The sequence below is a fragment of the Bifidobacterium rousetti genome (assembly GCF_008698235.1).
In the GTDB taxonomy this organism is placed as follows: Bacteria; Actinomycetota; Actinomycetes; order Actinomycetales; family Bifidobacteriaceae; genus Bifidobacterium; species Bifidobacterium rousetti.
This window is the reverse complement of the sequence record NZ_PEBH01000004.1, coordinates 106,715-133,470: the sequence shown is the minus strand read 5'-3', so window position 1 is coordinate 133,470 and position 26,756 is coordinate 106,715. Positions and strand designations below refer to the sequence as shown.

Genomic DNA, 26,756 nt, shown 5'->3' with positions numbered 1-26,756 from the left:
GTCTTCGTACCCCCAACCGGATTTGAACCGGTGTTGGCGCCGTGAGAGGGCGTAGTCCTAGACCGCTAGACGATGGGGGCATCTTCAGTTTTCACTGGCTGCTCGGCGAACCGCGCAACAGGTGATTAATATACGCGGCATGCCCAGATGACGCAAGTCACGGCGTGTCACCAGCATTTCCAACGTTTCGCACCACCACCCGGCCACTGCGCCACCCGCCGACGGCCTGCTGACCACCCACTGCCCCGCCGATCCCGCCGATCCCCACCGACCACCCGCAGCCCCATCACTCCACCCCAGCGGGAGAGACCACAACCTGTCTGACGAAAACCTCTCACCGAGGAGGTCACCAGCGAGCCGAGACGGTCACAAGTCACTGAAGATCTCTCGGCAGGAACGACTCCGCAAGAGTTCCTCGACACGGCATGACCACAACCTCTCACCAAGGAGCCTCCCCGCGAGACAAAGCGGTCACACGCCACCGGAGACCTCTCGTCAGGAACGACTCCGCGAGAGTCCCCCAACGCAGCATGACCACAACCTCTCACCAAGGATCATCCTGGCGAGAGATCAGTGACACAACCAGACAGACAGCTCTTGCCGCAGGCGTCAATGCCCACGAAAAGCGGCCAGATACAGAAAAACCCTCGCGTCTGGCGAGGGTTCCTTCGCTGGGATGCCTGGACTCGAACCAAGAATGGCTGAACCAGAATCAGCTGTGTTGCCAATTACACCACATCCCAATTTGGCAAGCATCTACAGGCTAACCTGTAAGTGCCAAGTACCCCCAACCGGATTTGAACCGGTGTTGGCGCCGTGAGAGGGCGTAGTCCTAGACCGCTAGACGATGGGGGCATCTTCAGTTTTCACTGGCTGCGAGGCGAACCCGCCGCGCAACGAAAAGTTAATTTACGGGAAAGTCAAGCATCAGGCAAATCACGGCGTGTCGCGCACGGACGCGTGCGGTCGCACATGCTCGTGCACGGACGCGCACACCCCCAAAGACGCCACCGCAATCCCTGAACCCCAAGCCGCAGACCGCCTCAAGGCAGCACATCAAAACACCAATCAGCAGAAGGCCTTACGCACCCCTACTGATGAATCGTCAACGATCCCACTGATGAATTATCACAAGTCCTACTGATGAATTATCAATAACTCTACTGACGATCTGCAATCGAGACGCAGACAATCAGACTCCGACCTCATCGTGGATGAATTCATGTTTCGGGGAGGATACCCTCACCTGTACGACGTGCCGATGCCCACCGGCATCTACTTCCGCGACTACACGGCCACCTACATCAGCCGGGATGTGGCGGAATATCTTGGCAACGTCACCGACTTCAATGTCTTCCTGCGCCTGTGCGCGGAGAACGCGACACATCCAACACCTCCATCGGCAACTTGCGCATGTAGGCAATGGCCAGATGTAGCCTTCTATACTGAGAGCGTTCCATTACATATGGAGGCCGGCGGGAACGGTCAAGGAATGGAGAAGCCAATGACGGACCCGAATCAATCCACGCACAGCGAGCGCATCTGCATGCGGGCAATCGGCGACCTGATCGCCAACTCGAAAACGAAGCCCTACCGCTTCTTTGTGCCGGCATACCAGCGTGGATACCGCTGGGGCTACAACGAGATCAATGCACTCATGGACGATCTGAGCGTCTATTTCGACGATGTGTGCACGGAGTATTACTGCCTGCAGCCGATCGTCGTCCGTCCCCACATGGATGACGGCAACGAGGACGGTCCCGTCTACGAGGTCATCGACGGGCAGCAACGTCTTACCACGCTGTTCATCCTCCTCAAATACGCCAAACCGTCCTACGGAAGCGCTCGGGATAAGACAAGGTTGTACGACATCAGCTATGAGACCAGACCCGGCAGCCGGGACTTCCTGCGGTCCTTGGACATCGACACCGCACACGGCGAAGAGGCCGAGGCCAATCCCGATTTTCACTACATAGCTCAAGCCTGGCGCACCATAAACGACTGGGTGGATCAACACGACAAAGGGCCGGAGGAGGACCTCTTCGTGTTCCTGAACCATATCAAGAAATACGTGCAGGTCATCTGGTATGAGGCGCTGCCCACGGACGATCCGATCGACCTGTTCCGCAAGATCAATGTCGGCAAGATACCACTGACCAACGCCGAGCTGGTCAAGGGCCTGCTGATCGCCAACGCGGAGGCATCGAACTCCCCGAACGAGGAGGTCACCGCCGTCGCCAGCGAATGGGATCGCATCGAACACCGGCTGCAGGACGAGGAACTGTGGTACTTCCTGACCAACGATTCCCAAAACATCTATCCCACGCGCATGGATCTGATTCTCGACATCTGGCTGCGCACCGAGGACCTCACCGCCACCCGCGACGACACACACAACCCATACCAAGTGTTCCAGAAACTCTATGGCACATCCGACGACCAGCGTCCCGATGCGCTGCGCAGGATGTGGGGAAGGTGCAAGGAGATCTTCGCCAATCTGGAGTCCTGGTATGAGCAACGCGAGATGTATCATCTCATCGGATACCTCGTCGCACATCGCCCGAGTAAAAGCGAAAAGAAGCTGGGCACAGACATCCGCGATCTGTATGCCGAGCTCTCCACGCTCGACAAGTCCGAAATGAACGACGTGATTCGCCGCAAGATACAAGCAACATTGAACGGCGACGGCTACCGCTGTGGCGATGACCCGGACGGCATCACGGAATTGTCCTATCAGGATGGCCGCGTCACGCGCAATGTCCTGCTGCTGTTCAATCTGCTGACGATCAACACCGCAAATTCCGCGATGCGATTCCCGTTCAATCTCTATAAAAACCAGAACTGGGACCTCGAGCATATTCATTCCACAGCAGGAGGCCCGCCGAAGGACTCGGAGATCACGACCCAAAAGGAGAATCTCGATTCGGCTTCAATCGGGAATGTCAGAAAATCATTCTTCGAGGGACTGCGGAATCAGCTGCGCGACATCGAGACACAGTCAGGTTCCATCGCAGCTGAAAGCCCACAAACCGTCGGCGTCGTGGACAAACCGGCTTCCCAGTTGGTTGACGACTTCATCGCGCAAGGAACGTTCGACGAACAATCCTGTATGGATTTCTGGAACGACAATGTGGGCCGACTGACGATCGAGGGACAGGACAACATCGACAACATGGCCTTGCTGACCGATGACATCAACCGCGGATACGGCAACGCCAATTTCATCGAAAAGCGTCGCTGGATCATCGAGGCGGATCGCACGACCACATTCGTGCCCCCATGCACGAAGAACGTGTTCCTCAAGTACTACAGCAGCGATCCGAAGGATTTCCTCATCTGGGGCACTCAGGACCGCGCCGAGTACCTACATGGCGAATACGGCATCATCGAAACCATCAAGCGGTATCTGCAGCCCGAACGGCACGACGATCACGAGGAGGACCAGCAATGAGTGGCCAACAAATCACGGACGGACAGACATTGACGTTCTGGGCCCTGCTCGGCAAATACGGCATTGAGATCCCAGCCATCCAGCGAGATTACGTGCAAGGCCGCGACGACGAACAGGCGCGGGAAGCACTCAACGGCCTGCTCGACGACATCCACAAGCATCTCAGCGACGACGATGCCTCCCCGCTCAGCCTCAACTTCGTCTATGGCGAGATCACCCGCCCCGCAACCGGAGACGCACCAGGTGTCTGCCAACCGTTGGACGGTCAGCAGCGCCTCACCACGCTGTATCTGATCCACTGGTTCGCTCTGGCACAGGCACTCGCCGAGAATCCCGACATAGACATCTCCGCATCGTTGGCACGGCTCGCTCGATTCACCTACCAGACACGAGCCACATCCAGGGATTTCTTCGAAAAGATCAGTTCGGACAATACGACAAGCAACTCGCCGGCCGATACCGAAACCGAGATCGACGTATCCGGTGCGACCGAAGCGATTCTCACCCCCGCCCCCATCAGGCAGATGGCCGAATGGCTGAATCAGCATGAATCGACCGAAGACCATCCCATGGAGTCTCCCTCCGCGTTCCTGCGCGATAAGAATTGGTTCCGCCCGGATTTCGCCCATGATCCCACGATCATCGCGATTCTGAACGTACTCGATAATCTCGCCGATCGACGGTTCGACGCCATCCCCAACCTATGGGATAAACTCACCGGTGATGACTGCCCCATCAAATTCGAGTGGCTGGATGTCAAGAACATCGGCAACGGCGACGATCTGTACATTAAGATGAACGCCCGCGGACGGCAACTGAGCGACTTCGAGAACCTCAAGGCCGAAATCGAGCAGGAGGCGAAACCACTCTTCGCACACGGATCGGAGGATCCCGAGTACCTTGAGCTCTGCCGCAAATTCGATCAGGAGTGGTCCGACTTCTTCTGGACCATGCACGACACCGTTCCGATGGACGAACGTGACGACTACGACGGACGTTTCATGCGGTTCATGAACTGGAGCTTGTGGAACCAGTGGGCCATTCGGATCGACGACGACAAGCTCAACAGGGATTACAGCCTCAAGGGCGTGGATCAGGCGGATACACGGCATCGTCGACTGAACGCATACCGGATCGACGTGTCCGATGGAACCGGCATCCTCGACAAGGCGTATCTCGACCGTCTGACCCGCTATCTCGATTACGTCTCCGGCGACAATGCACTGCAAGACTTCGTCGACATCACCCGCAAGGCATGCGTCTCCGACGTCACGGTCGACTATCCCATGCGCATGCGTCTGGAATCGGCCATGGCGTACATCGATGGCATGACTCGGCTCGGCAAAATCCCCGATCCCGCATCATGGAAGGCATGGCGGCGTATCATCGACAATCTGTCGGATGCAGCCCAGCTGTGGCAGGGCTATAACACCGTCGGTATGTACGATCAGGCCGTGCGGGCGGTCGAACAGTTCGTCGACCACGCAAACGATCTGACCGGATTTCTCGCGACTTTCCCCGACATCACCGGTTTCAACCCCCGAGACCAGTACGAGGACGAGCAGCTCAAGGCATATCTTGTCACGCACAACGATCGATGGGCCGAAGCCATCCACGCCGCGGAGAGCACGGCGTATTTCGGCGGCAAGATCGGCTTCCTCCTCGCCTTTGTCGGTGTGAACCGTGATTCATGCACGGCAATGGCCGAAGGAGACGTTGCCGATGATGCGATCGCGCGATTCGACCGGTATCTGAACGTCACCAGGATCCTGTTCCCCGATGCCGGCCACGGTGCCAGTCCCGACACCGACCTGCTACTCCTCTTCCGCCGGTCATTGCTCACAAAGGGTGATTTCTCTCTGCGCTTGGGCACCATCCGCAGCTACATCATCGAGACCGACAGCAAATACGATCGTTCCATCGGATGGCGAAACCTGCTGCGAGATGGCTCCACACGCAATCCGGCGGACAACAAGCGCGATCTCGTACGCACGTTGTACGATGACGTGCTCAACCGGATCGATGCCGGTTCCGGCGTCCTCGACCGGAATTCGGTGGAGGCCGCGCTGCATGATGTGATCGAGAAGTATCGACGACAGCGTCAGTCTGCTTCCGAAGACCCCGTCATCTCCGAACGACACGATTGGCAAGCTGATGCATTCATCGCCCAACCCATCCTATGGAGTCACGACTACATGGGTGCGCTGTGGCAGTACCGCGTGGAGGACGGCATCTGCTATCTGCCGGCAAACAACAACATACAACTCAACGGTCGTAACAACGAGCTCGATTCCTGTCTCATCGTCGACGCGCTCAGGACAGTATGTGAGTTCCAGCTCCACAAGCCGAACGGCCGACTGTATCCGTACATCGGTCAGAAAACGGAGGAGCCAAGCTATGCGACGATCTCCCTCAGAGGAAACAGCGTCGACATCGGCAAACGCTACGTCGCCCTCCCCGGACAGAGCCAGATGACTCCGCGCATCATCGTCACCCATGGCGATACAACCACCGAATACGATACCGTGCATGAGGCGATCCACGGGATCGGTGAATACCTCGGTATTGCCTAACAAATCGCCATATCCGCAGAAAGGCGATAGAGCCGCACCTGAGTACACATAGCAAGGGCGCCCGCCGACCAGTACAGCAAGTACATGACGGCGGGCGCCCTCGTTGTTGAGGTTATTGAGCGCGATTGATCAGGATCAGACGTGGCCAGCCGACGGCAAGGCACCGGTCGGCCACGCGACGATCACGGCAGAATCGCGGTGAAGCGAATCACAGGATCACAGGTGCGCGCGAAGGCCCTTCAAACGGGCGATCGTCAGGTCGCGGCCGACAATCTCCATCGACTCGAAGAGCGGCGGGGAGACGCGACGGCCGGACATGGCCACGCGCACCGGACCGAAGGCGAGACGCGGCTTGTAGCCGCCGTCCTCCACGAGGGCCTTGTTGAGCGTCTCGTGCAGGTGGTCGGTCTTCCAATCGGCCTCGGGCACGGCCTCGAGCGCGGCGATCGCGAGATCGAGCACGGCGGGCGCGGAGTCCTTGAGCTGCTTCTTCGCGTCGTCGGTGGGCTCGAGGTACTCGTCGGTGGACAGCAGGGAGCCGACCATGCCGGCGACCTCGCCGAGCAGTCGCACGCGGGTCTGGACGAGCGGCGCGGCGGCGGTGAGGATCGTCTTCTCACGGTCCGTGAGCGCATCCCAGTTGTCCGCGGAGACGACGCCGTCACGGTTGAGGTACGGCACGGAACGGTTGAGGAAGTCCTGCGGCTCGAGCATGCGCACATGCTCGGCGTTGATCGAGATCGCCTTGTCGAGGTCGAAGCGGGCCGGGTTGGCCTTGACGTCGCGCACGTCGAACTTCTCGATCATCTCGTCCATCGAGAACACGTCGCGATCCGGGGCGATGGACCAGCCGAGCAGGGCGAGGTAGTTGAGCAGGCCCTCGCGGATGAAGCCGGCGTCGCGGTGGTTGAACAGGTTCGACTCCGGGTCGCGCTTGGAGAGCTTCTTGTTGCCCTGACCCATCACGTACGGCATGTGGCCGAACAGCGGGGTCTGCTTGGCGATGCCCAGCTCCTTGAGGTAACGGTAGAGCACGATCTGACGCGGGGTGGAGCTCAGCAGGTCCTCGCCGCGCAGGACGACGTTGATGTTCATCATCGCGTCGTCGACCGGGTTGGTCAGCGTGTACAGGGCGTCGCCGTTCGGGCGGACGATCACGTAGTCCGGCACGGAGCCGGCCTTGAACTCGATGGTGCCGCGGATGAGGTCGTCGAAGGCGATGTCCTCGTCGGGCATGCGGATGCGCAGCGCGGGCTTGCGGCCCTCGGCGCGGAAGGCGGCCTTCTGCTCCTCGGTGAGGTCGCGGTCGTAGCCGTCGTAGCCGAACTCGGCCGGGCGGCCGGCGGCGAGGTTGCGTTCCTTGATCTCCTCCGGCGTGGAGAAGGACTCGTAGGCGTAGCCGGCCTCGAGCAGCTTGGCGGCGACATCCTTGTAGATCGCGGTGCGCTCGGACTGACGGTACGGGCCGTCCGGGCCACCGACCTCGATGCCCTCATCCCAGTCGATGCCCAGCCAGCGCAGGGATTCGAGGATCTGGTTGTAGCTCTCCTCGGAATCACGCGCGGCGTCGGTGTCCTCGATGCGGAAGATCAGCTTGCCACCGGTGGCGCGCGCCTCAGCCCAGTTGAACAGGGCGGTGCGGATCATGCCGACGTGCGGGGTGCCGGTCGGGGACGGGCAGAAACGGACACGAACGTCCTTCGGAAGTTCGGGCTTATGGGTTTTCGCGTTTTCAGCTTCAGTCATAAGCTACATTTTGCCGCGCAAGCGGGACGTGATGCGCCCTGCGATACGGCCTGTGCTGTGGACCGGGATGCGGGTGGTTAGTCCACCGCGTTATCCACCGCATCCACAGGCCGTGTGACGCCGGTTGAACGGCGCACGCCGGGGATGGAACAATGACGTCCGCGGGTCGCGCGCGGCCCACGCCGGCCACATCGCGGTGACCGACACGGACGCGCGCCTCCCCTCATCACCACTCGACGATTGCATCGATCCTCGGCCAGACAACCGACCACACCAATCACACCAACCATCCCAATCACACCAACCATCTCAACCACACCAACCATCTCAAGCAAGGAAGCTTCCCATGACCAATCCCAACCCATTCAGCACCGACCCGTTCGGGCGCGATCCGGCGGACGGCACGAACCCGGACACCGGTACCGGTTCGACCGGCTACGGCGTTGCCGGCAACTCGGACGGCGATGCCGGCAACGCGGACGGACAGTACGAACAGGTACCGGCCGGCAACGCGGACGGCGATGTCGGCAACGCGGACGGCGGCAACGGCGGGTACGGCGTCAGCACGCCTCCGTCGTATCCACCGCAAGGCAGCCAGATCAACCCATACGCGACCCCGTACGCGACGCAACCGGAACGACCGACATCCGGCGCGCAACCCGGCCAACCCGCGCAGGCCGAACCGTTCGCGCAATATGCGCAACATCCGCAATACGCGCAACATCCGCAATACGCGCAATTGCCGGCCCAACCCGCCCAATACGCATACTCCGACCAATACGCGCAAACCCAACAGTCGACGCAGACCGGTTCCGCGGGCCTGCGCGACGGAACGTACGCGACGCAACCGACGCCTTCCGACGGCGGGACCGACCGAACCGATCAAACTGGCCAAACCGGCCAAACCGATCAACAACACACGCGCCAACGCACACACACGTCCACCGGCGCCTTCCAATCGTCCCGCGCCGGCACAGGCTCCGGGACGGGCGACACCGGCGGCGTCGACGGCACCGCCACCGACGCTCCCCCGTTGGACGAACCGTATTACGGATGCCCGCCGCAGGAGGCGTTCCTGCGATTCTTCAAGAAGTACGTGACGGTCTCAGGCCGCGCCTCACGCAGCGAATACTGGTGGTGGATGCTCATCGCGTTCGGCATCGCGCTCGTCCTGCGATTCCTCTCCAGTGCGACCGACGGCACGCTCGGCTTCCTCGGCACGATCTGGACGCTGGGCACGCTGATCCCCGGATTCGCGATCGCGATCCGACGACTCCATGACTCCAACCGCCCCGGATGGCTGGTGGTGACGCCGTACGCGCTGTGGTTCGTCGGCGCGATCTTCATCCTCGGCGGCGCCGCGAGCGCGCTGTTCGGCGCGATCGGGTCCCTCAGCGGCGGCACGGGACATGCCGCGGCCGGCGTGGGCGGCGGCATCGCGCTGCTGATCGGAGTCATCGCGGTGCTCGCGGGATTCGTCGTCAACATCGTCCTGATGGTGGCGCCGAGCAAGCCGGAAGGCGCACGGTTCGACGCCGTGTAGCGGGATTCGTGCGATGCCCCGAGTGCCGCTGTCCTCATGATGGCGTCATCGCCCATCGTGAGGACAGCGGCACGGCGCAAAACTTGCGATGACACGCCGCGCACGAGCAGACAGCATGGCGCATATGCCCTACACACGATTACCGCGATAGAGCGAACGCCTGTGATGCCGGGCATCTGCGCCACGGGCGTCCGTGCCACATAACGCGATAATCCACGGAAATCGCGTTGAACGACAGGAAACACTGCCGTTCAATGCGATTTCCGCGGTTTTTCGCGTTGAACGGCAGCGGTCGCCCACATCCCTCCCCCCAGCGAAAGCTGACACTGTGTCAAAACGGCCATTTTCCAATGATTCCGCATGCTGACATTCCCCGGACACGGCACCGCTGCGACACCCCTGGCATGGCGGCCTACCGCTCAACGCGGAAATCACCCAAAACCGCGTTGAACGGCAGAGCATCGTGCCATTCGACGCGATTTCAGCCATATATCGCGTTGAACGGCAGAACACCGTACCGCCCGACGCAATTTCAGCCGCGTATCACACTGAACGACAGAGAATCGTACCCGTTCGACGCAGCTTCGGCCGTATATCGCACTGAACGGCAAACGTCGTACCATTCGACGCGATTCAGCCACATATCACGCTGAACGACAGAGAATCATGCCGTTCGACGCAATTTCAGTCGCTTATCGCACTGAACGGCAGAGAATCATGCCGTCCGACGCAGCTTCGACCGTATATCGCACTGAACGGCAAACGTCGTACCATTCGACGCAATTTCAGCCGCGTATCACACTGAACGACAGAGAATCGTGCCGTCCGACGCAGCTTCGACCGTATATCGCACTGAACGGCAAACGTCGTACCATTCGACGCGATTTCAGCCGCGTATCACACTGAACGGCAGAACGTTGCCGGCCCGTTGGCCGATCACGGCATCACTTAGCCGTGATCGGCGCATCCAGACCATCCCCCACTACTCGCGCACCCATTCCAGCGCAACAATCTCGCGAAATCGTCCCATATCTCCCGAAATTGTTGCGCTGAGTCGGAGTCAGTGCAACAATCTCGCGAAACCAAGGGGAATTTCCGGAAATTGTTGCACTCACCTGGAGTCAGCGCAACAATCTCGCGATAGATGGCTGGCATCAACAACCTATGGCATCGGATGAGCTGCGCACGCCTCGATATCTGAGTCTCGGCATATTCCACCTCGCCGCACAATCGCAGGTCCCGCGTCGTGGTCGTGTATGCCATCGTCCCGTCACTGCTGTGCCGCACAATCGCGGGTTGGACTGTAGTTTCTTGCGGAATCATGGAAAAATAGACGGTGCAGGCTGTTATGTCGCGCCGCCGGCCACTTCGCAGCCGAAACGGCGAGCGCGGCAGACAATCACGAGGATAGGGGGAACCAATGAGTGATCCGAACAGCGCACCGCAGTATCCGAGTCCAGAACCGGCCTCACCGGATCCGGCGTCGTCGCAGAATGAGACAGGGCAGGGGGACCAGTTCGAGCAGCCGGGGTCACCGTATGGCACCCCATACGAGGGACGGCCGGACGGACCGGCTTTCGGCAACGAGCAGGGCAGACAGTCCTATCCGTCGCAGTTCCAAGGGCAACCAGACCACGGACAACCGTATGGGCAACCGCAAGCCGGACAACCACAGTCCTACGGATATGAGCAATACGCGCAACCTGAGCGACCAACCGAGCAGTATGCGTATGGGGCGTATGGGCAGGAGGGGCAGTCGTATGCCCAACCGGCTCAGGCTACTCAACCCACCCAACCGGCTCAATCCGATCAGTCGTCTCAACCCGATCAGTCGTCCCAGCCAGCTCAACCCTCATATGGGCCATCCGACCAGACGCCGTACGCACAGAATGATCAATCTGCGTACGAGCAACCTGCCCAGCCGGCGTATGGCCAGTCAGCCCAGCCGGCGTACCCCCAGTCCGACCAAGCCACATATGGCCAGCCCACCCAGCCGGCATATACTCAGACTCCTCAGATGGCGTATGGACAGACGACGCAGCCTCCATACGGTCAACCCGCACAGCCGGTATATGAACAGACGACGCAGCCTCCGTACAGCCAGTCCACGCAACCGGAGTACGGGCAACCGGAGTACGCGCAACCCGGCCAGCCTGCGTATGCGCCGTATGCGCAGTATGGTCAGTCGCAGGCGAACGGCCAGACAGGCGGCCAGGCGAGCAGCCAGCCGGGCGATGCGTATGGCGACCCGTATGGCATGTATGGCAATCCGTATGCGTATGCGGCGCAGCCTCAGCCCGGCGCACCGGCTGGTGCCCCAAGCGGTGCGCCGGCGGCCGCATATGCCGGTCCGACCGGCGCACACACGACCGGCGTCCACCCACTGGATAAGCCGTATTACGGCTGCCCGCTCCAGGAGGCGTTCCTGCGATTCTTCAGGAAGTATGTGACGTTCTCCGGTCGGGCCTCGCGCAGCGAGTACTGGTGGTGGGCGCTGATCTCGATTCTCGTCGTCGCCGTGCTGCGATATCTGGCCGACATCACCGATGACAAGCTCGAGGCGCTGATTACCGTGTGGTCGCTGGGTACGCTCGTGCCGGGGCTCGCGCTTTCCGTACGCCGCCTGCATGACACCGGCCGTTCCGGCGGATGGATCGCGTTGCCGATGGGACTGGAGGCCGTCGGGGTCGTTATGATGCTCATCGGCACGGCCGGAAGCATGTTCGGCGCGGCCGCCGCGCTCCACTCCGGCTCGGGGCTGCGCGGCGCCCTGATGAGCATACTCATCCTCATCATCGGCGGATTGCTGATCCTGGCCGGCGGCATCGTCAACATCGTGTTCATGGCCGCACGCAGCCGATCCGAAGGCGCACGGTTCGATCACGATTCGACGCAGCAGTACGGCGGCGCCCCGGTCAACGCGTACGGGCAACCGTACGGTCAGGGGAACCCATCGAACCAGTTCCGCGGCTGAAGCCGCATCGAGTCACCGGAACCCCGGAGACCGACACCGGAACCTCGAGAGAACCCATCACTGAGCGTCCCTCAGCGACGGGTTCTCTCGAGATTGCCCCATATCCCGAGAATTCCTGACGCTACGATTCTCCCAGCGACGGGTTCTCTCGAGGTATGGGACGATTCCGAGAATTTCCGTCGCTGAGTCGTCATGGGAAAACGGGGCAGGGAAACGGGGCAGCCAATAGGGCGGCGGAGGGTGATCAATAGAGCCGGGGGCACGGCCGATACTCACCGACCGATCGCGCCAATCGCGCCGATCGCGCCGACCAGTCCCAGTGCGTCGAGGGCGAAACCGGTCGGGCCGACGGACGCGGTGCGGAAGACGACCGTGTGCTCGCCGTACGCCAAGCCGCGCAGGCGGAACTGGCAGCGCAGCGCGCCGTTCGTCGCGTGGACCGGCGCGGCGGAACGCGACTCGACCCCGTCGACGAAGACGTCGAGCCGCGTCGAGCCGTCGGACGGTCCGAACAGGTCGACGCCGGTGCCAGTGAACGTCAGCGCGACCGACGCCCCGGCCACGGCGGCACGGGAGATCGTGCGCAGGTAGGTGAACATGCCCTGGCCGTTGTCGTGCGTCCACGGACCGCTGTAGCGCAGGATCTCGGAACCGTCGTCCCACGAGCGCATGTGCATGTCGTCGATGAGCTGGTCGTAGTACGGCGCGAAGCCGGGCACGCGCTCCACGCGCAGGTTGGAGAACCGCACATGGTCGAAGCTGGTGCCGAGGTTGACGCGGCCGGCCGACTGCAGCGAGGCGTCGGACCATGCGGCGACCTGCGCGCCGTTGACGAACACGGTGGCGGTGTCGCCGGCGACGCGCAGCGTGATCGTGTTCCACGAGCCCGCGCCCGGCGCGAACGGCGTCGTGCCGGCCTCCACCGCGCGCTTGCGCAGATCCTCGAGATGACCGCGGCGAACCTCATTGCCGAAATTGCGCAGCAGCCAGATGCCGTCGGCGCGGATCTTGAAGTCGACACCGCAGATGTCGGTGGTGAACTTGTTGCCGCCCATCTCGCGCGCGCCGACAACCACGTACGGCGAACGGCCCAGGTACTCCTCGAACTTCACGTCGACGGAGACCTGGTAGTCGGTCCAGCGCATGTCGCCGATCGCGGTGCGCGGCTCGCCTTCGATCCACGCGTTGCCGGCGTGGTTCCAGTCGATCTGCTGGCGCAGCACATGGCCGCGCTCGGGGTCGGGGACGATCTCGAACGCGCCGTTGGTGTCGGTGGTGTAGCGCGCGGTCGCACCGGCCTCGCCGCCGCGCGACTCGAGGTAGTCCTCGCGGGCGAGCGCGTCGAACTTGAACACGTCGACCGGCTGCTTGTCCTCGTAACGGAAGTCGTCGGCGTACAGGACGCCGTGCTCGGGGTCGATGTCGAGGACCGGGCGCGCGTTCTCGGCGGTGTGCGGCAGGTCGTACTCGTAGCCGGGCTTCGGCGCGTAGCGGCCCTCGTCGGTCCGGCCGGAACGGTCGGCGGTGTCGTCGGGCGCGGGGCCGAAGGTGTCGAGCGTGGTCGCGGTGACGATGCTCCACGGCTCGACGGTCACGGTGTAGGAGACGGTGGAGTCGGCGGAACCGGTGGAACCGGCGTCGGATGACCCCGCCGCGGGAACATCGGAGGTCTCGTCGGGGTAGGTCGGCGGGACGATGGTCAGCGGACGGCGGTAGTTGGCGTCGTACGCTTCGCCCGACGCGGGATCGGAAGCCTTGGTGACCCAGATCTGCAGCGGCTTGCCGAACGCCTTGAGCGTGTGGTCGGCGGTGATGACGTAGGTCTTCGGGCGCGCGGAGTCGTTGACGATGACGGTGCTGAAGTCGCGCCCGTCAGGCGAGGCGAGGGTCAGGTAGGAGGGTTCGCCGTTGCGGGCGCCGGCGACGGGGTTGTTGCCGCCGACCTCACTGCCGGACGCGGACGGGATGGCGCGCCAGATGCCATTGGTCCCGGCGCCATCGGACTCAGCGCCGGTGGCGCCGGTGGCACCAGCGTCCGCCAACGGGAAGCCGAGCTTGGCGAACTTGGTGAAGTGCTCGAGCACCGCGCAGCCGGCGTCGTAGTACATCCAGCCGCTCCACGGGTCGCGCGCGGAGATGAGCTCCTTGGAGGCGTACTCCATGTTCTCGTAGCACGAGCCGATGGCCGGCTGGTAGATCGCATGCGTGCGACGGGATTCGACGAAGCCCTTGATGAGCGTGTTCGCCATCTCGAGGGCGCTGCCGGAGCCGCCGATGCCGGTGCCGGTGCGCTCGCCGAGGCCGTTGTCCATCGTGTTGTTCGGACGGTCGGCGGAGTTCGAGAACGTGGCCTGCGCCTCGGAGTTCCAGACCTCCTTGTCGAATTCGTCCGCGAGTCGCGTGAAGCTGCCGTCCGGGTCGTCCTCGACGGAGTAGTGGTAGGAGGCCACGTCCATCGCGTCCATGTACTTGCGATTGGCGATGACGTCACCGCCGAATGTGCCGGTGACCTCCTCGTCGGAGGTGATGACCTTGATCGCGTGGAAGAGGTCGCGCTCCTCGTCGCTCGAGAAGCCGGCGTTCGGATCGTCGGGACCGTTGCCGATGAACCCCTCCTCGTCGGTGCGGACGCGGTGGGCGAAGTCGGCGACCCATTCGAGGTCGGCGGTGCGCTCGTTGACGTCCGGGTTGACCGAGTCGATCATGAAGCCATACTCGCGGTAGGCGGCGAGGATCGTGTTCTTGTACCACTTGTACACGTCGTCGTTGGAGTGGACCCAGGTCGGGGCCATCCAGCGCAGGATGCTCACGTGCACGTCCGGCTGGTAGCGGCGCGCGTCGGCGGCGAGTTGGAAGCCCGGCTCGCGGCGCACCTGCGGGTATTCGTCCGATTCGCGCATCGTGGCGACGTTCGGGCCGGTGGAGTTGTTGCGGTCGTTGCCCATCTCGACCTTGACGGTGTTCATCAGCGGGCGGTCGCCGGCGAACAGGGTCTTCACGAGCGTCCAGTAGGATTCGGGGCTTTCGGCCTTGTAGTCCATGAGGAGGCTGGAGGTGGCGTTGCCGGACAGGAGCCCGAAGCCCTTGTAGGTCAGTCCGTTGCGGTTCCTCGCGGCGGCTGCGACGTCCTTCGCGTCGATGGCGATGTGGACGGTCTGCGGCCATGCGCCGGCGGTCGCGGCGGCTCCCGCGGTCGCGTTAACCATGATGTTCTCTTTTCTGATCAATGATCACAGACAACTTTGTGCAGAATCAATCATAATTGATGATGAGTGCTCACATGGCCGACGCGTCGGGGATATGTCGGGGAATATGGATGCACGCACCTCAGTCGTACAGCGCGATCAGGTTGCGGTCGCGGCTCTCGCGCGCCATCGCGAGGGCGAGCGGACGCGACTGCCAGCGCACGCCGGCCCACAGGACGAACGCGAGCACGCCGGTGGCAAGCACCCCGACAAGGATCGGGCTATGCACCAACCCCCATGCGTACACGTCGAGGCAGGCGACGTTGACGACGAGCATGACGAAGCGGCGGACGCTCAGAAGATACCCGTTGCGCAGCAGCGAACGCCACTTCGCCTTCGGGAACTCGACGACGAGGTTCAGGGCGATGAGCTCGGCCTCCACGCTGATCACGGCGACGACGGCCATCGCGGGGACGAGCAGCTGGCCCCAGGCAACCTGCATGAGCAGTTGGGCGTCGTAGAGCGCGAGGAACTCGATCGCCCCGAACGTCAGGCCGACGGCGAGCGCGCGGGGCGCGACGCGGCGGTACGCGGCGAAGTACGGGCGGAACACGGCCACGGAGACGTCGGGCGATACGTAGGGCGCGGCGATCCAGTCGGGCAGACCCGTTGCCTTCGCCAGCGCCTCCATCGCACTCCTGCGCGACGAGGTGAGGAATACCGGGTGGTCGCGGAACATCGCGAAGGACGCGGCCACGCCGGGCGCACTCAGGGCGCCGGCGAACAGGAACAGCGGATAAGCGCCCCCGGCACCCGGCACGAGTACCAGAGCCAGCACCAGCGGCAGGCATCCGAGCATCGTCAGCAGCGACATGGCGAGCAGCAGGTACACCACGTTCGCCACCGTCAGGAACGTGTTGGACGAGAAACGCGGGCGTTCGGATCGTGTCGATTGCGTCGGCATCTTCATAGGCTCCTTTGCTTGCGGCATATTGGTTCAAACATCCGCAGATGCGTTCCTCCACAAAGCCGCCTCCACCTTGCTGCAGTCAAGTATCTGCATTACGAGGGGTACATTCCGACCTGCGCGGATGTCTATCTCGCCTACGAGGGGTACCCATGCGAAGTATCCGGAGTCGAAAACGGCTTGATGGCGTTGCACCAATGCCGTTTTCGGACCTAGATACTTCAGGCATATACCCCTCGTAAGCGAGATAGACGTCCGCAAGAAGCCAAATGTACCCCTCATAAGCGAGATACACCGGACGATGATTCAGCCCTTCATGCCGCTCGTCGCGATGCCTTCGATGAACTGGCGCTGGCCGATAAGGAAGACGACGAGGATCGGCAGCACGGAGAGCACCGAGCCGGTCATGATCATCGAGTAGTCGGCGTCGTACTGGGAGATGAAGGTCTTCAGGCCCAGCTGGATCGTGTACAGGTCGGGCGAGCGCAGGTAGAGCAGCGGTCCCATGTAGTCGTTCCAGGTGTTCGTGAACGTGATGATCGCGAGCGCGGCGATCGACGAGCCGGACAGCGGCAGGATGATGCGCCGGTAGATGCCGAACTCGCTCAGGCCGTCCAGCCGAGCCGCTTCGGAGAGCGAGTCGGGGATCGTGTCATAGAACTGCTTCATCATGAACACGCCGAACGCGCCGAACGCCTGCAGCAGGATGATCGACCAGCGGGTGTCGTTGAGGCCCACGATCGAGAGCATCTTGAACTGAGGGATCATGTACGCCTGCCACGGCACGGCCATCGTGGCCACGTAGATGAGGAACAGGGTGTTGCGGCCGGGGAAGTTGATCTTCGAGAAGCCGTACGCGGCGAACGAGCCGGTGAACACCTGCAGGAACGTGACGACGACCGCGAAGAACACGGTGTTGCCGAGCCAGCCGAGCATGTCGGCCTTGAGCCAGATCTGCGCGTAGTGCTCGAAGTGCCAGGTCTCGGGCAGCCAGCGCACCGGGACCATGTAGATCTCGTTGTTGTTCTTGAGCGACGCGAGCACCATCCACACGAACGGCAGCACGACGAACACGCTGATGGCGATCATCACCGCGTAGCCGAGGATCATGCCGACGATGCGGCCGAGGGAGGGACGATGGTCGTTCATCGGGATGTCGGAACCCATCTCACTTCTCCTTCGCGTTGTTGTACCAGAACTGCACGAGCGTGACCGCCAGGCAGATGAAGAACAGGGCCAGCGACACGGTGGACGCGTAGCCGAAGTCGGCGCGTTCGAACGCCACGCGGTACACGTACTGCGCGAGCACGAGCGTGGAGGTGCCGGGGCCGCCGTTGGTCATGACGAGCGTCAGGTCGAGGATCTTCAGCGACGTGATGGTCAGGGTCACGGTCACGAAGAACAGGGTCGGACGCATGCACGGCACGGTGACGTGCCAGAAGCGCTGCCACGCGTTGGCACCGTCCATCTTCGCCGCCTCGTAGAGCTCGGCGGGGATGGTCTGGAGTCCCGCGAGCAGGAGGATCATGAAGTAGCCGACCTCGCGCCATGTGCCGACGATGATGACGGCCGGCATCGCCCAGTGGGTGCTGGAGAGCCATCCGGGCACGTTGTCGGCGCCGACGAACAGGGCGAGGAACTGGTTGATGATGCCGGCCTTCGGGTCGAACATCATGCTCCACACCTGCGCCACGGCGACGATCGCGGTGATGTACGGGAAGAACGCGACCGTGCGGAAGAACGCGCGGCCCTTGAGCTTCGAGTTCAGGAGCACCGCGAGTCCGAAGGCGAGCGCGAGCGTGAGCGGGATGTGCACGACCGCGTAGTAGAGCGTGTTGACGAGCGCGTCCCAGAAGTTCTCGTCGGTGAAGAGTCGACGCCAGTTCCACACGCCGTTGAACTGCGGGTCGCCCAGGGCGCTCCACTTGGTGAACGACGTGTAGAACAGCGTGACGACGGGGATCAGGATCAGCAGGAAGAAGCCGATGAAGTTCGGCGCGATGAAGATGAGTCCGTTGCGCAGGTTGCGGTTGCGCAGCTTGTTGACATGACTCGAGTTGTCGCGCACGTCGCGTGCGTTCCGCACGTCATGCGCGGAGCCATCCGCCACCTCACGAGTGCGATTGCGATGCTCGTTCATGATTCCACCCTCACTTCCCCTGATCCTTCGGGAGCAGGCCGGTGTTGGCGATCGCGTGCTCGGCCTTGGCGAGCGCGTCGTCGACGGACTTCGTTTCGGACAGGATCGAGGACTGGGCCATGTTGAGCTCGTCCTGGATGACCTGCGTGGCCTCGCCGACCGGGTTCTCCTGCTTGATGACCGACTTGCGGATCACCTCGCGCGACTGTTCGTCGGCGGGCAGGCCGTCCTTGGCGAAGAACGCGTCGAGCGCCTTGTCCGAGGTGTAGGCGGGCACCGAACCGGTCCTGGCGGTGACTTCGGCGCCCCCCTCCCCCGCGGCCCAGGCGACGAACTCCTTGGCGGCCTTCATCTTGGCGGACGGCGAGTTCGCGGAGACCGCGAAGCCGGTCGGGTCGCCGTAGGTGACCGGATGCTCGATCGTCGAGTCGCTCAGCTGAGGCAGGGCGGCGACGCCCCAGTCGAACTTGTTGGCCTCGCCGCTGCTCTGCTGGTCGGCGAGCGGGCCCATGAACCATGTGCCCATCGGCAGCAGCGCGGCCTTCTCGGTGCCGAACTGCGACTGGTAGGTGGTCTTCGAGGCGGAGACGGTGTTGTACGAGAGGGTCAGGCCCTCGTGCTGCATGTCGAGGAACAGCTTGTACATCGGTTTCAGGTACGAGTAGTCGCCGGAGAAGAACAGGTCGTTCTGGCCTTCGACGCCGGCGCCCTTGGACTGCTGGGCGAGCGCGATGGCCTGCGGGATCGACTGGAACGAGGTGTGGTGGTAGGTCGGGTAGGCGTCCTTGTATCCGGCCACGGGCAGCTTCCTCTTGAGCTGGCGGCACACGGACAGGTAGTCGTCCCATGTCCACGTGCCGTCCGGCGCGTCGACGCCGGCGGCGTCAAGCATCGTCCGGTTGTAGTACAGGACGGTCGCGTCGACGCGGTACGGCATCGCGTAGGTCTTCCCGTCGATGACGTAGTCCTTGGCGACGGCGAGGTTGTCGTCGTCGGCGTACTGCGCCGCGACGTCACTCAGATCGGCGAGCGCGCCCGGCGAAGCGTACGTGTAGTACATCTTCAGGTTCTTCATCGGGAAGACGTCCGGCGCCTTGCCGGCGGACAGGTCGGCGATCAGCTGCTTGTCGTAGTCGTCGGCGCTGTACTCCTTGACGTCGATGTGGACGTCCGGATGCGTCTTCTCGAATGCGTCCGCCAGCGCCTGGAACTCCGGGCGCGTGGACAGGGTCCAGCCGGCCATGCTGATGGTGACGCTCCCATCGGGATTACGCCCATCGGCATCGGCCGAGCCGGACCCGCATGCGGCGAGCGCGAGGCCCGCCGCACATGCCGTCGCGGCGGCGATGAGACGCCGCAGCCGCGACGACGGTTCCTTCCTCAACATGGCAAATCTCTCCTTCCAGTATCTGCCGTGATGCGGAACTGTCGTGATGCGGGGTCAGGACAGCTCAGAACAGCGTCTCGTCGTGGTCGTCGGCGGGGTGGGGCGTATAGGTGATCTCGAACTCGTCGTCGGCCGGGGCGTCGGTGGCGTTGAACGCGCCGGCGTTGGACTTGTGCAGGCTCACGGTGCCGTAGGCCGGGACGGTGACCTTCTGCCAGCGGGCGCCTTCGCCGTTGATCTCGACGGCCACCTCGATGTCCTTGGCGGTCGGGTTGTAGAGGATGGCCGCCAGATCGCCGTTGTCGGCGACGAAGGCGACGGAGCCGAGTCCGCCGTGGCGTCCGTCGCGCGTGTAGTTGGACGAGGCGACGCGGTGGGAGCCGACCTTCACGTCCTGGCCGAAGTTGCGCAGCATGAAGTATTCGAGGTTGCGCTTGACCTTGCCGGTGGACGAGTCGATGGTGATGACGCCGCGGCGGCCGGAGGTGCCGGCGTAGCTCGGGAAGCCCTGCTCGTCGAGCGCCATGTTCCACAGGTTGATCAGGCCCATGCCGTTGCGCACGAGCCAGGTGCCGATCTCGCCGAACATGACGTGGCTGGCCTCGTCGACGGTGTCGTCGAGCATGCAGCGGCGTTCGGTCATCGCGACCTTCCAGTTCGGGAACTGGCGGGCGCCGTTGTGGACCCACTCGGGCAGGCCGGAGTAGGTGTGGAAGGCGACGCCGGCGAAGGCGGACGCCTGGGCCGGGGTCATGTACTCGCTCACCGGGCGCTGGTAGAAGCGCAGGGAGTCGTCGCCGAAGTAGATCTCGACGTCGGGGAACGTGCGGTCGAGGGCCGGGCGCAGGTATTCGGAACCCCACTTGGCGAGCTCTTCGGGGGTCCACACGGTGATCGGCCACGGGCAGCCGTTGCTCGGCTCGTTCTGCATCGTCACGGAGGTGATGTGGATGCCGTACTTGGCGTACGCGGCGATGAACTTGACGAAGTACTGCGCGTACACGTAGTCGATGGTGTCCTGGTAGCGGTAGCCGTTGCCGACGTATTCGCCGAGGCGCAGGCGGCCGGCGCCGGAGAGCACGCCGGAGGTCTTCATCCACGCCGGGGCGGACCACGGGGAGGCCATGATCTTGACGGCCGGGTTGATCGCGACGATCTCCTGCAGGACCGGGATCACGTTCTTGAGGTCGCGGGTGGCGTCCGGAGCGCCGGGCTCGCCCTCGCCGATGGAGAAGTACTGGAGGGATGCGTCGGCGGCGACGCCTTCGGGCAGGTCGTCGTAGGAGTAGTACTTCTGGCTGGAGAAGTCGCACGAGCCGATGGAGATGCGCACGGAGGAGAAGCCGCCCTGCTCGGGGCTGAACATCTCCTCGAGGATGGCGTGGCGCTGCTCGGGGCTCATCGAGTTCATGAACAGGGATGCGGAGGAGTCGGTGATCGCGGCACCGACGCCCTCCCACATCTGGTAGCGGCGGGTCGGGTCGATGATGACCGGAACGGCGTCGCCGTGATCACTTTCGATCACCGGCGTACTGATTTCGGCGCGACGGTCGGCGAGATCGCCCGTCGTGCGGGTCCAGCGCTCGTGCGCAAACGGATTGAGAAACTCGGTCATCCTGACCACTCCTTCGTGCTACTGGCGCAAGCGATTCCGCGGTTCGGCCATCCGGGCCGCCATCGCCAACCATCGCCAACGCGTCATCCTGCATGTTCGTACGTGTTCAGTATACACGCGACACGCACTTCAAAACTTTTTCAGTCTTTTTTTATCAGTTTCGATCATAGCATGATTATTTGTGATATAGTCATGCACGTAACGTTCGACGGAGCAAGGAAGTTCGAGACGCACCGAAGCCGTCGGACAGCGCGGGGAGCACCTGCGAGCGCATCACGCCCGGCCCCGCGAGCATAAGGAACAAGAAAGGAACATCATGACGGCTGCAACCGCTGATGCCGCGACCGCGAAGGTCGTGGAGAACCCGCCGTTCAAGAAGACCGAGCCTATGGCCTACGCCATGGGCGACATCGGCAACGGCTTCTACTTCCAGCTGGTCACCAACTACGCGATGATCTACATGACCGACGCCCTGGGCATCAACCCGCTCATCGCCGGCTGGATCATCTTCGCGGGCAAGCTCATCTCCGCCTTCACCGATTTCGGCACCGGCGTATGGGCCGACAACGCCCCGCTGCGCAAGGACGGCCGCTACCACTGGTTCGTGCGCACCCTGCGCTACCCGCTGATGGCCGTCATCATCCTGACCTTCCTGCCGTTCGTCTCCAGCTGGGCGCTGCCGGCGCGAATCACGTACATCACCGTGATCTACATCCTCGGCGTCGCCTTCTACTCCTCCACCTCCGCCCCGTACGGCTCCTTCGCCTCCGTCTCCACGCCTGACGTCAAGCACCGCGACGAGATGGCCGCGGGCCGTGGCTTCGGTTCGACCGCCGGCGGCATCATCGTGACCTTCATCCTGCCGCTCGTGATGTACACCACCGTCAACGGCAAGAAGATCCTCAACGGCCCGGTCCTGATCTGGGTCGCCATCATCTTCGCCGCCCTGCTGTGGATCTGCTACGAGATCACCCTGCGCGGCACCGTCGAGCGCATCCGCGTCGAGAAGGGCAAGAACGAGCACGTCCCGCTGTTCAAGTCCCTCATGTACATGTTCTCCAACCGCGCCATGGTGGCCCTGATGCTCGCCGCCCTGCTGCTCATCTTCGCCCAGATGTTCGCCGGCGCCGTGAACGCCTACCTGTACAAGGACTACTTCAACAACACCACCGCCCTGGCCATTCTCGCCTTCCAGAACATCCCGGTCCTGATCGTCGCCCCGTTCGTGCCGGCCATCTGCGACAAGTACGGCAAGAAGCTTGTCTGCGGCATCCTGCTGGTCTTCACCACCGTGGTCTACGTCGTGATGTTCCTCCTGCACATCACCAACCCGTACGTGTTCGTCGGCTTCTCGATCGTCGCGATCTTCGGCAACGGCGTCTTCGGCCTGATGGTCTGGAGCTTCATCACCGACATCATCGACGACATCCAGGTCAAGACCCACACCCGTGAGGACGGCACCGTGTACACCGGCTACATGTTCGCCCGCAAGATCGGCCAGGCCCTCTCCGGCCTGCTGCCGGGCGTCGTGCTCGCCGCCACCGGCTACGTGACCGCCACCTCCGGCCAGGCCATCACCCAGTCCGCCGACACGCTGAACAACATCTACGCGGTCGCCACGCTGGCCCCGGCCATCGGCAACGGCCTGATCGCCCTCATCCTGCTCTTCATGTACCCGCTGTCCGGCGAGATCTCCAAGAAGAACGCCGCCGAGCTCGCCGCCCGCCGCGAACGCGGCGAGATGTGATCCGCTGACCCCCGGTCGCTGACCGATCCGCGGATTCCGCCCCGATAGCAGAGCTCCCGGCCACAGACTGCAAGCTGTGGCCGGGAGCTCTTGTCATCTGTACGATGCATATGTGCTATGATCGTTAACGATCAATAACGCTCACTTTCATCCGCGTTATTCCTTTCACACCCACACACCACCACACATCGCCAAAGGAAGCCACCATGTCCGAGTTCGCCGCGCTGATGCCCGCCGCCTTCACCACCGATCCGAAGCATCTCGTCACCATCATCGTCGTGGCCGTCGTCGTCACCATCGCCAGCTTCGTCGTCAACCAGTTCACCAAGCGCCGCTGACGAGGTCAGCGTAGGCCCCGCTGTCCCAGAAACCACTTCCACGCCGGAATCTGATGGATGACACGGCCGTCCCGTTTCCAATCGACCTCCTTGCCGTCCGCGACGATGATGGTGCCCGTCTCGACATCCCGTTCCGACATCAGCTCCCATAACGCACGGGTCTCACGTTCGGCCATGGCCGGATCATCCATGTTCATGGTGACCTGATACAGGTCGTATCCATCATGCTCAAGCATGTCGCCCACCACGAAATCCACTTCGTATCCATGGGTTTCGGTACGGCACGACGATATGCCGTCCCTGCGGAATCCGAGACTGCGCCGCCTGAGTTCAAGGTACACGGCGTTCTCCAGCCGCTGCCCGTCATCACGCATGCCGGCCGCGCTCGCCGCCGCGACCAAGCCGGGATCTATCGCGTATATCTTCGGCATTGAGGTGGTCCTCTCGCTCAACGACACGGAGAACTCCCTCACACGGAAAAACAGGTAGGCGTCCTCGAAGTATTCCAGAAGATCACCCAGCATCGCCCGACTGGTCATCAGCCCCGCCGATCTCAGCTCATTCTCGATCTTGCGGACGGACAACTGCCTGCCGACGACCCCCATCACACGGCGGGCCATCATGGACGCCACGCGTGGCCGACCGATGTCATGGCGCTCGACCACATCGCGCGACACCACCCGCTGCACATATGACTGCAACAGGGCGATCCGCTGCGGCGCGGGAAGATCCAGCGCCGCCGGAAACCCGCCATGTTCCAGATACGTCCGGAATTCATTCGACAACACCACACGCTCCGTGGTGGAATATCCTTCCCGCGGGTCACGGGACAACACGTCCCCGTCCACACCGCCCCCAGCGAGGAGAACCTCGCGGAACGAATACGGCAGCAGTTCGAAATCCAAGGCACGCCCACGAAACTCCGTCGAGATCTCCTTGGACAGCATCTTCGAGGATGAACCGGTGACGTATATCGTGGCCTTGACGGTGTCGACCACACGCCGCAGCCACTTGCCCCAGTCGGACATCTCCTGCAGCTCATCGAAGAACAGATACATGCCGTCCTTCATCGCCTCCGGGTGCATCGAATAGAACGTCTCCAACACTTCGTCACCGGTTTCCGGAGTGACGTTCCCCAGACGGTCGTCCTCGAAATTGACGTAGCATATGCGATTCCACCCGATGCCCATATCGCGCAGCGTCTCGATCTCCTGGAACAGGCGGTAGCTTTTGCCGCTCCGACGCATGCCCACGATCACCTTGACCAGATTGCCCACCTTCGGCGGCAATGGTCTGCCCAGATCCAGATCGCGCGGTGTGATGGGTTGAAAATCCTCGATGCGGAAGTTCCTCAGCTTCTCTTCGATGACGGGATTCCCTGCCATTGCACACGCCCCCTTGCCAGACTGATGCTTAACTGGTAACTTCATCATACCAATAACATGAAAATCGGTAAAAGAAAATTACCAGTTTGATGTTTCATCCGTTCCGCTGTCTCGTAGAGACGCGTTCATGACAGCAAACAGCGCAGAGAGCAGCATGACATGGGGGCGCGAGTCGGAGAAGATCCGGCACGCGCCCCCATATGTGCAATTCGGATTTGCCGACGGCCGACGCCTGAGGGTTATCTGAGGTCACCTAAGGCCGCGGCCGGCGCACCAGACTCGTTCGACGGCCCACGAGGCGGGGTCGAGGAGGTTGAAGTCGGCGGCGTAGCCGGGGGCGATGAGGCCCAGGGGCGCGCCGGTGACCGGGTTCGGCCGGTCGAAGCCGAACGCGCGGGCCGGGGTCAGGGTCGCGGCCTCGACCGCGTCGGCCGGATCGAAGCCGAGCGTCAACACCGCGCGCTGGACCGCGACCTCGAGCGTCAGCGTGGAGCCGGCGATCGCCCCGTTGGAGACGAGCCGCGCGTGCCCGTCGACGACGTTCACATCGAGCTCGCCGAGCTTGTACGCACCGTCCGGGCAACCGGTCGCAGCCATCGAGTCGGTGACGAACGCGATGCGATGCGGCGCCAGACCGAAGCCCAGCCTCACCATCGGGTCCTGCACGTGGAAGCCGTCGTTGATGAGCTCGATCGTGACGCGCGGATCCTCCACGGCCGCGGGGATCGGGCCCGGCTCGCGGTGGTGCAACCCGTTCATCGCATTGAACATGTGCGTCATGATGCCGGCGCCCGCGTCGAACCCGGCCTTCGCGGTCGCGTAATCGGCGTCGCAGTGGCCGACGGCCGGTACGACGCCCGCGGCTCGGAACCGGCGGATCGCGTCGAGTCCATGCTCGTATTCCGGCGCGATCGTGATCTGGCGGATGCAGCCGAGACGGCCGGAGCCCGCGTGACGGCCGACGGCGGCACCACCAACACCGGGAACGCCGGCACCCACGCCGGAGACGCCGGACGCCTCGAGCATCTCGTCGACCAGATCCGGCGTCGGGTCCTTGAGGCAGTTCGGGTCGTGCGCGCCCTTGCGCTTCAGCGCAAGGAACGGCCCCTCCAAATGGCACCCGAGGATGTCCGGACGGCCGGACGCCATCTTCTCGCGCACGGTGCGGATGTTGCGGCAGATCACGTCCATCGGATTCGTGATCAGCGAGAGCACCTGACGCGTCGTACCGTGCACCGCGTGGCCCGCACGCGCCACGTCGATCCCCTCCGGACCATCATCGAACGACTTCTCCCACGCGCCGTGCGAGTGGATGTCGACGTATCCGGGCGTGAGGATCCGCCCGCCCGCGTCGATCACCGACTCCCGCGACGCCGGATCGATGCCGACCGTGCGGCATGCGTGCTCGAACGCCTCCTCGCCCGAGCCGTTCGCCCCGGTCTGACCGGACGCGACGATCACGCCTCGCGCGTCGGAGACTACCCAGTAGTTGCCGCGCACGCCGCCCGCGTCGACCTTGCGGCTCCCCCGGATCGCGACCGGGCGCGCCTCACCTTCCAACGCGGCGGTCACACGCGCGACGGTCGCGTTCCTGTCTTCGGCTGATTCAGCTGCCATTCCCATTACTCCTTGTCAAACGTCCCGCAGATGACGAAGGCTCCCGCCGGCGGAACCGTCGACGGGAGCGGATACGCGCCGATCCCTC

At 62.9% G+C, this 26,756-nt stretch carries 15 protein-coding genes and 3 tRNA genes; 6 read left to right on the top strand and 12 right to left on the bottom strand.

Going from position 1 to position 26,756, the window contains the following annotated elements; genetic code table 11:
* Nucleotides 1-7 precede the first annotated feature (7 nt).
* From CSQ85_RS06205 to CSQ85_RS06195, 3 genes are all read right to left on the bottom strand, one after another.
* A tRNA-Glu gene (locus tag CSQ85_RS06205) sits at nucleotides 8-80 on the bottom strand.
* Nucleotides 81-671: 591 nt separating this feature from the next.
* A tRNA-Gln gene (locus CSQ85_RS06200) sits at nucleotides 672-743 on the bottom strand.
* A 39-nt stretch (nucleotides 744-782) separates the two neighbouring features.
* Nucleotides 783-855: transfer RNA gene (locus tag CSQ85_RS06195), tRNA-Glu, on the bottom strand.
* Nucleotides 856-1,261: 406 nt separating this feature from the next.
* Between CSQ85_RS06195 and CSQ85_RS13385 the strand changes: the two genes are divergently transcribed.
* Both CSQ85_RS13385 and CSQ85_RS06185 read left to right on the top strand, forming a co-directional pair.
* Nucleotides 1,262-3,451: a DUF262 domain-containing protein gene (locus tag CSQ85_RS13385; protein WP_223846874.1), complete on the top strand. Its 2,190-nt coding sequence runs from the start codon at nucleotides 1,262-1,264 to the stop codon at nucleotides 3,449-3,451.
* Entirely contained in the window at nucleotides 3,448-6,024 is a 2,577-nt protein-coding gene (locus CSQ85_RS06185) for a DUF262 domain-containing protein (protein ID WP_223846879.1), read from the top strand. Before CSQ85_RS13385 ends, CSQ85_RS06185 begins: the two co-directional genes overlap by 4 nt.
* A gap of 216 nt (nucleotides 6,025-6,240) precedes the next feature.
* Here the strand turns inward: CSQ85_RS06185 and gltX are convergent, their stop codons facing one another.
* Entirely contained in the window at nucleotides 6,241-7,770 is a 1,530-nt protein-coding gene (gltX, locus tag CSQ85_RS06180) for a glutamate--tRNA ligase (RefSeq protein WP_150383330.1), read from the bottom strand.
* 346 nt (nucleotides 7,771-8,116) lie between these two features.
* Here gltX and CSQ85_RS06175 point away from each other — a divergent pair, with 346 nt between their 5' ends.
* Nucleotides 8,117-9,313, top strand: coding sequence for a DUF805 domain-containing protein (locus CSQ85_RS06175; protein WP_150383329.1), 1,197 nt, complete (start codon nucleotides 8,117-8,119; stop codon nucleotides 9,311-9,313).
* Between the two features lie 2,017 nt (nucleotides 9,314-11,330).
* A complete protein-coding gene (locus CSQ85_RS13040; protein ID WP_190972921.1) occupies nucleotides 11,331-12,287 on the top strand; it encodes a DUF805 domain-containing protein in 957 nt (318 codons plus the stop codon).
* A 272-nt stretch (nucleotides 12,288-12,559) separates the two neighbouring features.
* On the opposite strand, the gene CSQ85_RS06165 is transcribed toward CSQ85_RS13040, so the two are convergent.
* From CSQ85_RS06165 to CSQ85_RS06140, 6 genes are all read right to left on the bottom strand, one after another.
* Complete coding sequence (locus CSQ85_RS06165; protein WP_150383327.1) at nucleotides 12,560-15,493, bottom strand: family 16 glycoside hydrolase; 2,934 nt, start codon at nucleotides 15,491-15,493, stop codon at nucleotides 12,560-12,562.
* A gap of 121 nt (nucleotides 15,494-15,614) precedes the next feature.
* On the bottom strand, nucleotides 15,615-16,442 hold the full coding sequence (locus CSQ85_RS06160; protein WP_150383326.1) for a hypothetical protein: 828 nt from the start codon (nucleotides 16,440-16,442) through the stop codon (nucleotides 15,615-15,617).
* Between the two features lie 303 nt (nucleotides 16,443-16,745).
* On the bottom strand, nucleotides 16,746-17,606 hold the full coding sequence (locus CSQ85_RS06155; protein ID WP_150383325.1) for a carbohydrate ABC transporter permease: 861 nt from the start codon (nucleotides 17,604-17,606) through the stop codon (nucleotides 16,746-16,748).
* A 1-nt stretch (nucleotide 17,607) separates the two neighbouring features.
* Nucleotides 17,608-18,579, bottom strand: a complete 972-nt coding sequence (locus CSQ85_RS06150) for a carbohydrate ABC transporter permease (RefSeq protein ID WP_150383324.1) — start codon at nucleotides 18,577-18,579, stop codon at nucleotides 17,608-17,610.
* Between the two features lie 10 nt (nucleotides 18,580-18,589).
* Nucleotides 18,590-19,966, bottom strand: coding sequence for an ABC transporter substrate-binding protein (locus tag CSQ85_RS06145; protein ID WP_150383323.1), 1,377 nt, complete (start codon nucleotides 19,964-19,966; stop codon nucleotides 18,590-18,592).
* Nucleotides 19,967-20,030: 64 nt separating this feature from the next.
* Complete coding sequence (locus tag CSQ85_RS06140) at nucleotides 20,031-21,581, bottom strand: glycoside hydrolase family 30 protein (protein WP_150383322.1); 1,551 nt, start codon at nucleotides 21,579-21,581, stop codon at nucleotides 20,031-20,033.
* Nucleotides 21,582-21,897: 316 nt separating this feature from the next.
* Here CSQ85_RS06140 and CSQ85_RS06135 point away from each other — a divergent pair, with 316 nt between their 5' ends.
* Nucleotides 21,898-23,328, top strand: a complete 1,431-nt coding sequence (locus tag CSQ85_RS06135) for an MFS transporter (protein WP_150383321.1) — start codon at nucleotides 21,898-21,900, stop codon at nucleotides 23,326-23,328.
* A 206-nt stretch (nucleotides 23,329-23,534) separates the two neighbouring features.
* Nucleotides 23,535-23,666 (top strand): hypothetical protein, encoded by a 132-nt coding sequence (locus CSQ85_RS13525; RefSeq protein WP_258175957.1) that lies wholly within the window; start codon nucleotides 23,535-23,537, stop codon nucleotides 23,664-23,666.
* A 5-nt stretch (nucleotides 23,667-23,671) separates the two neighbouring features.
* Here the strand turns inward: CSQ85_RS13525 and CSQ85_RS06130 are convergent, their stop codons facing one another.
* Nucleotides 23,672-25,099 (bottom strand): ATP-binding protein, encoded by a 1,428-nt coding sequence (locus CSQ85_RS06130; protein WP_223846873.1) that lies wholly within the window; start codon nucleotides 25,097-25,099, stop codon nucleotides 23,672-23,674.
* A 201-nt stretch (nucleotides 25,100-25,300) separates the two neighbouring features.
* Nucleotides 25,301-26,668, bottom strand: a complete 1,368-nt coding sequence (locus CSQ85_RS06125) for an N-acetylglucosamine-6-phosphate deacetylase (RefSeq protein WP_150383320.1) — start codon at nucleotides 26,666-26,668, stop codon at nucleotides 25,301-25,303.
* Nucleotides 26,669-26,756 lie beyond the last annotated feature (88 nt).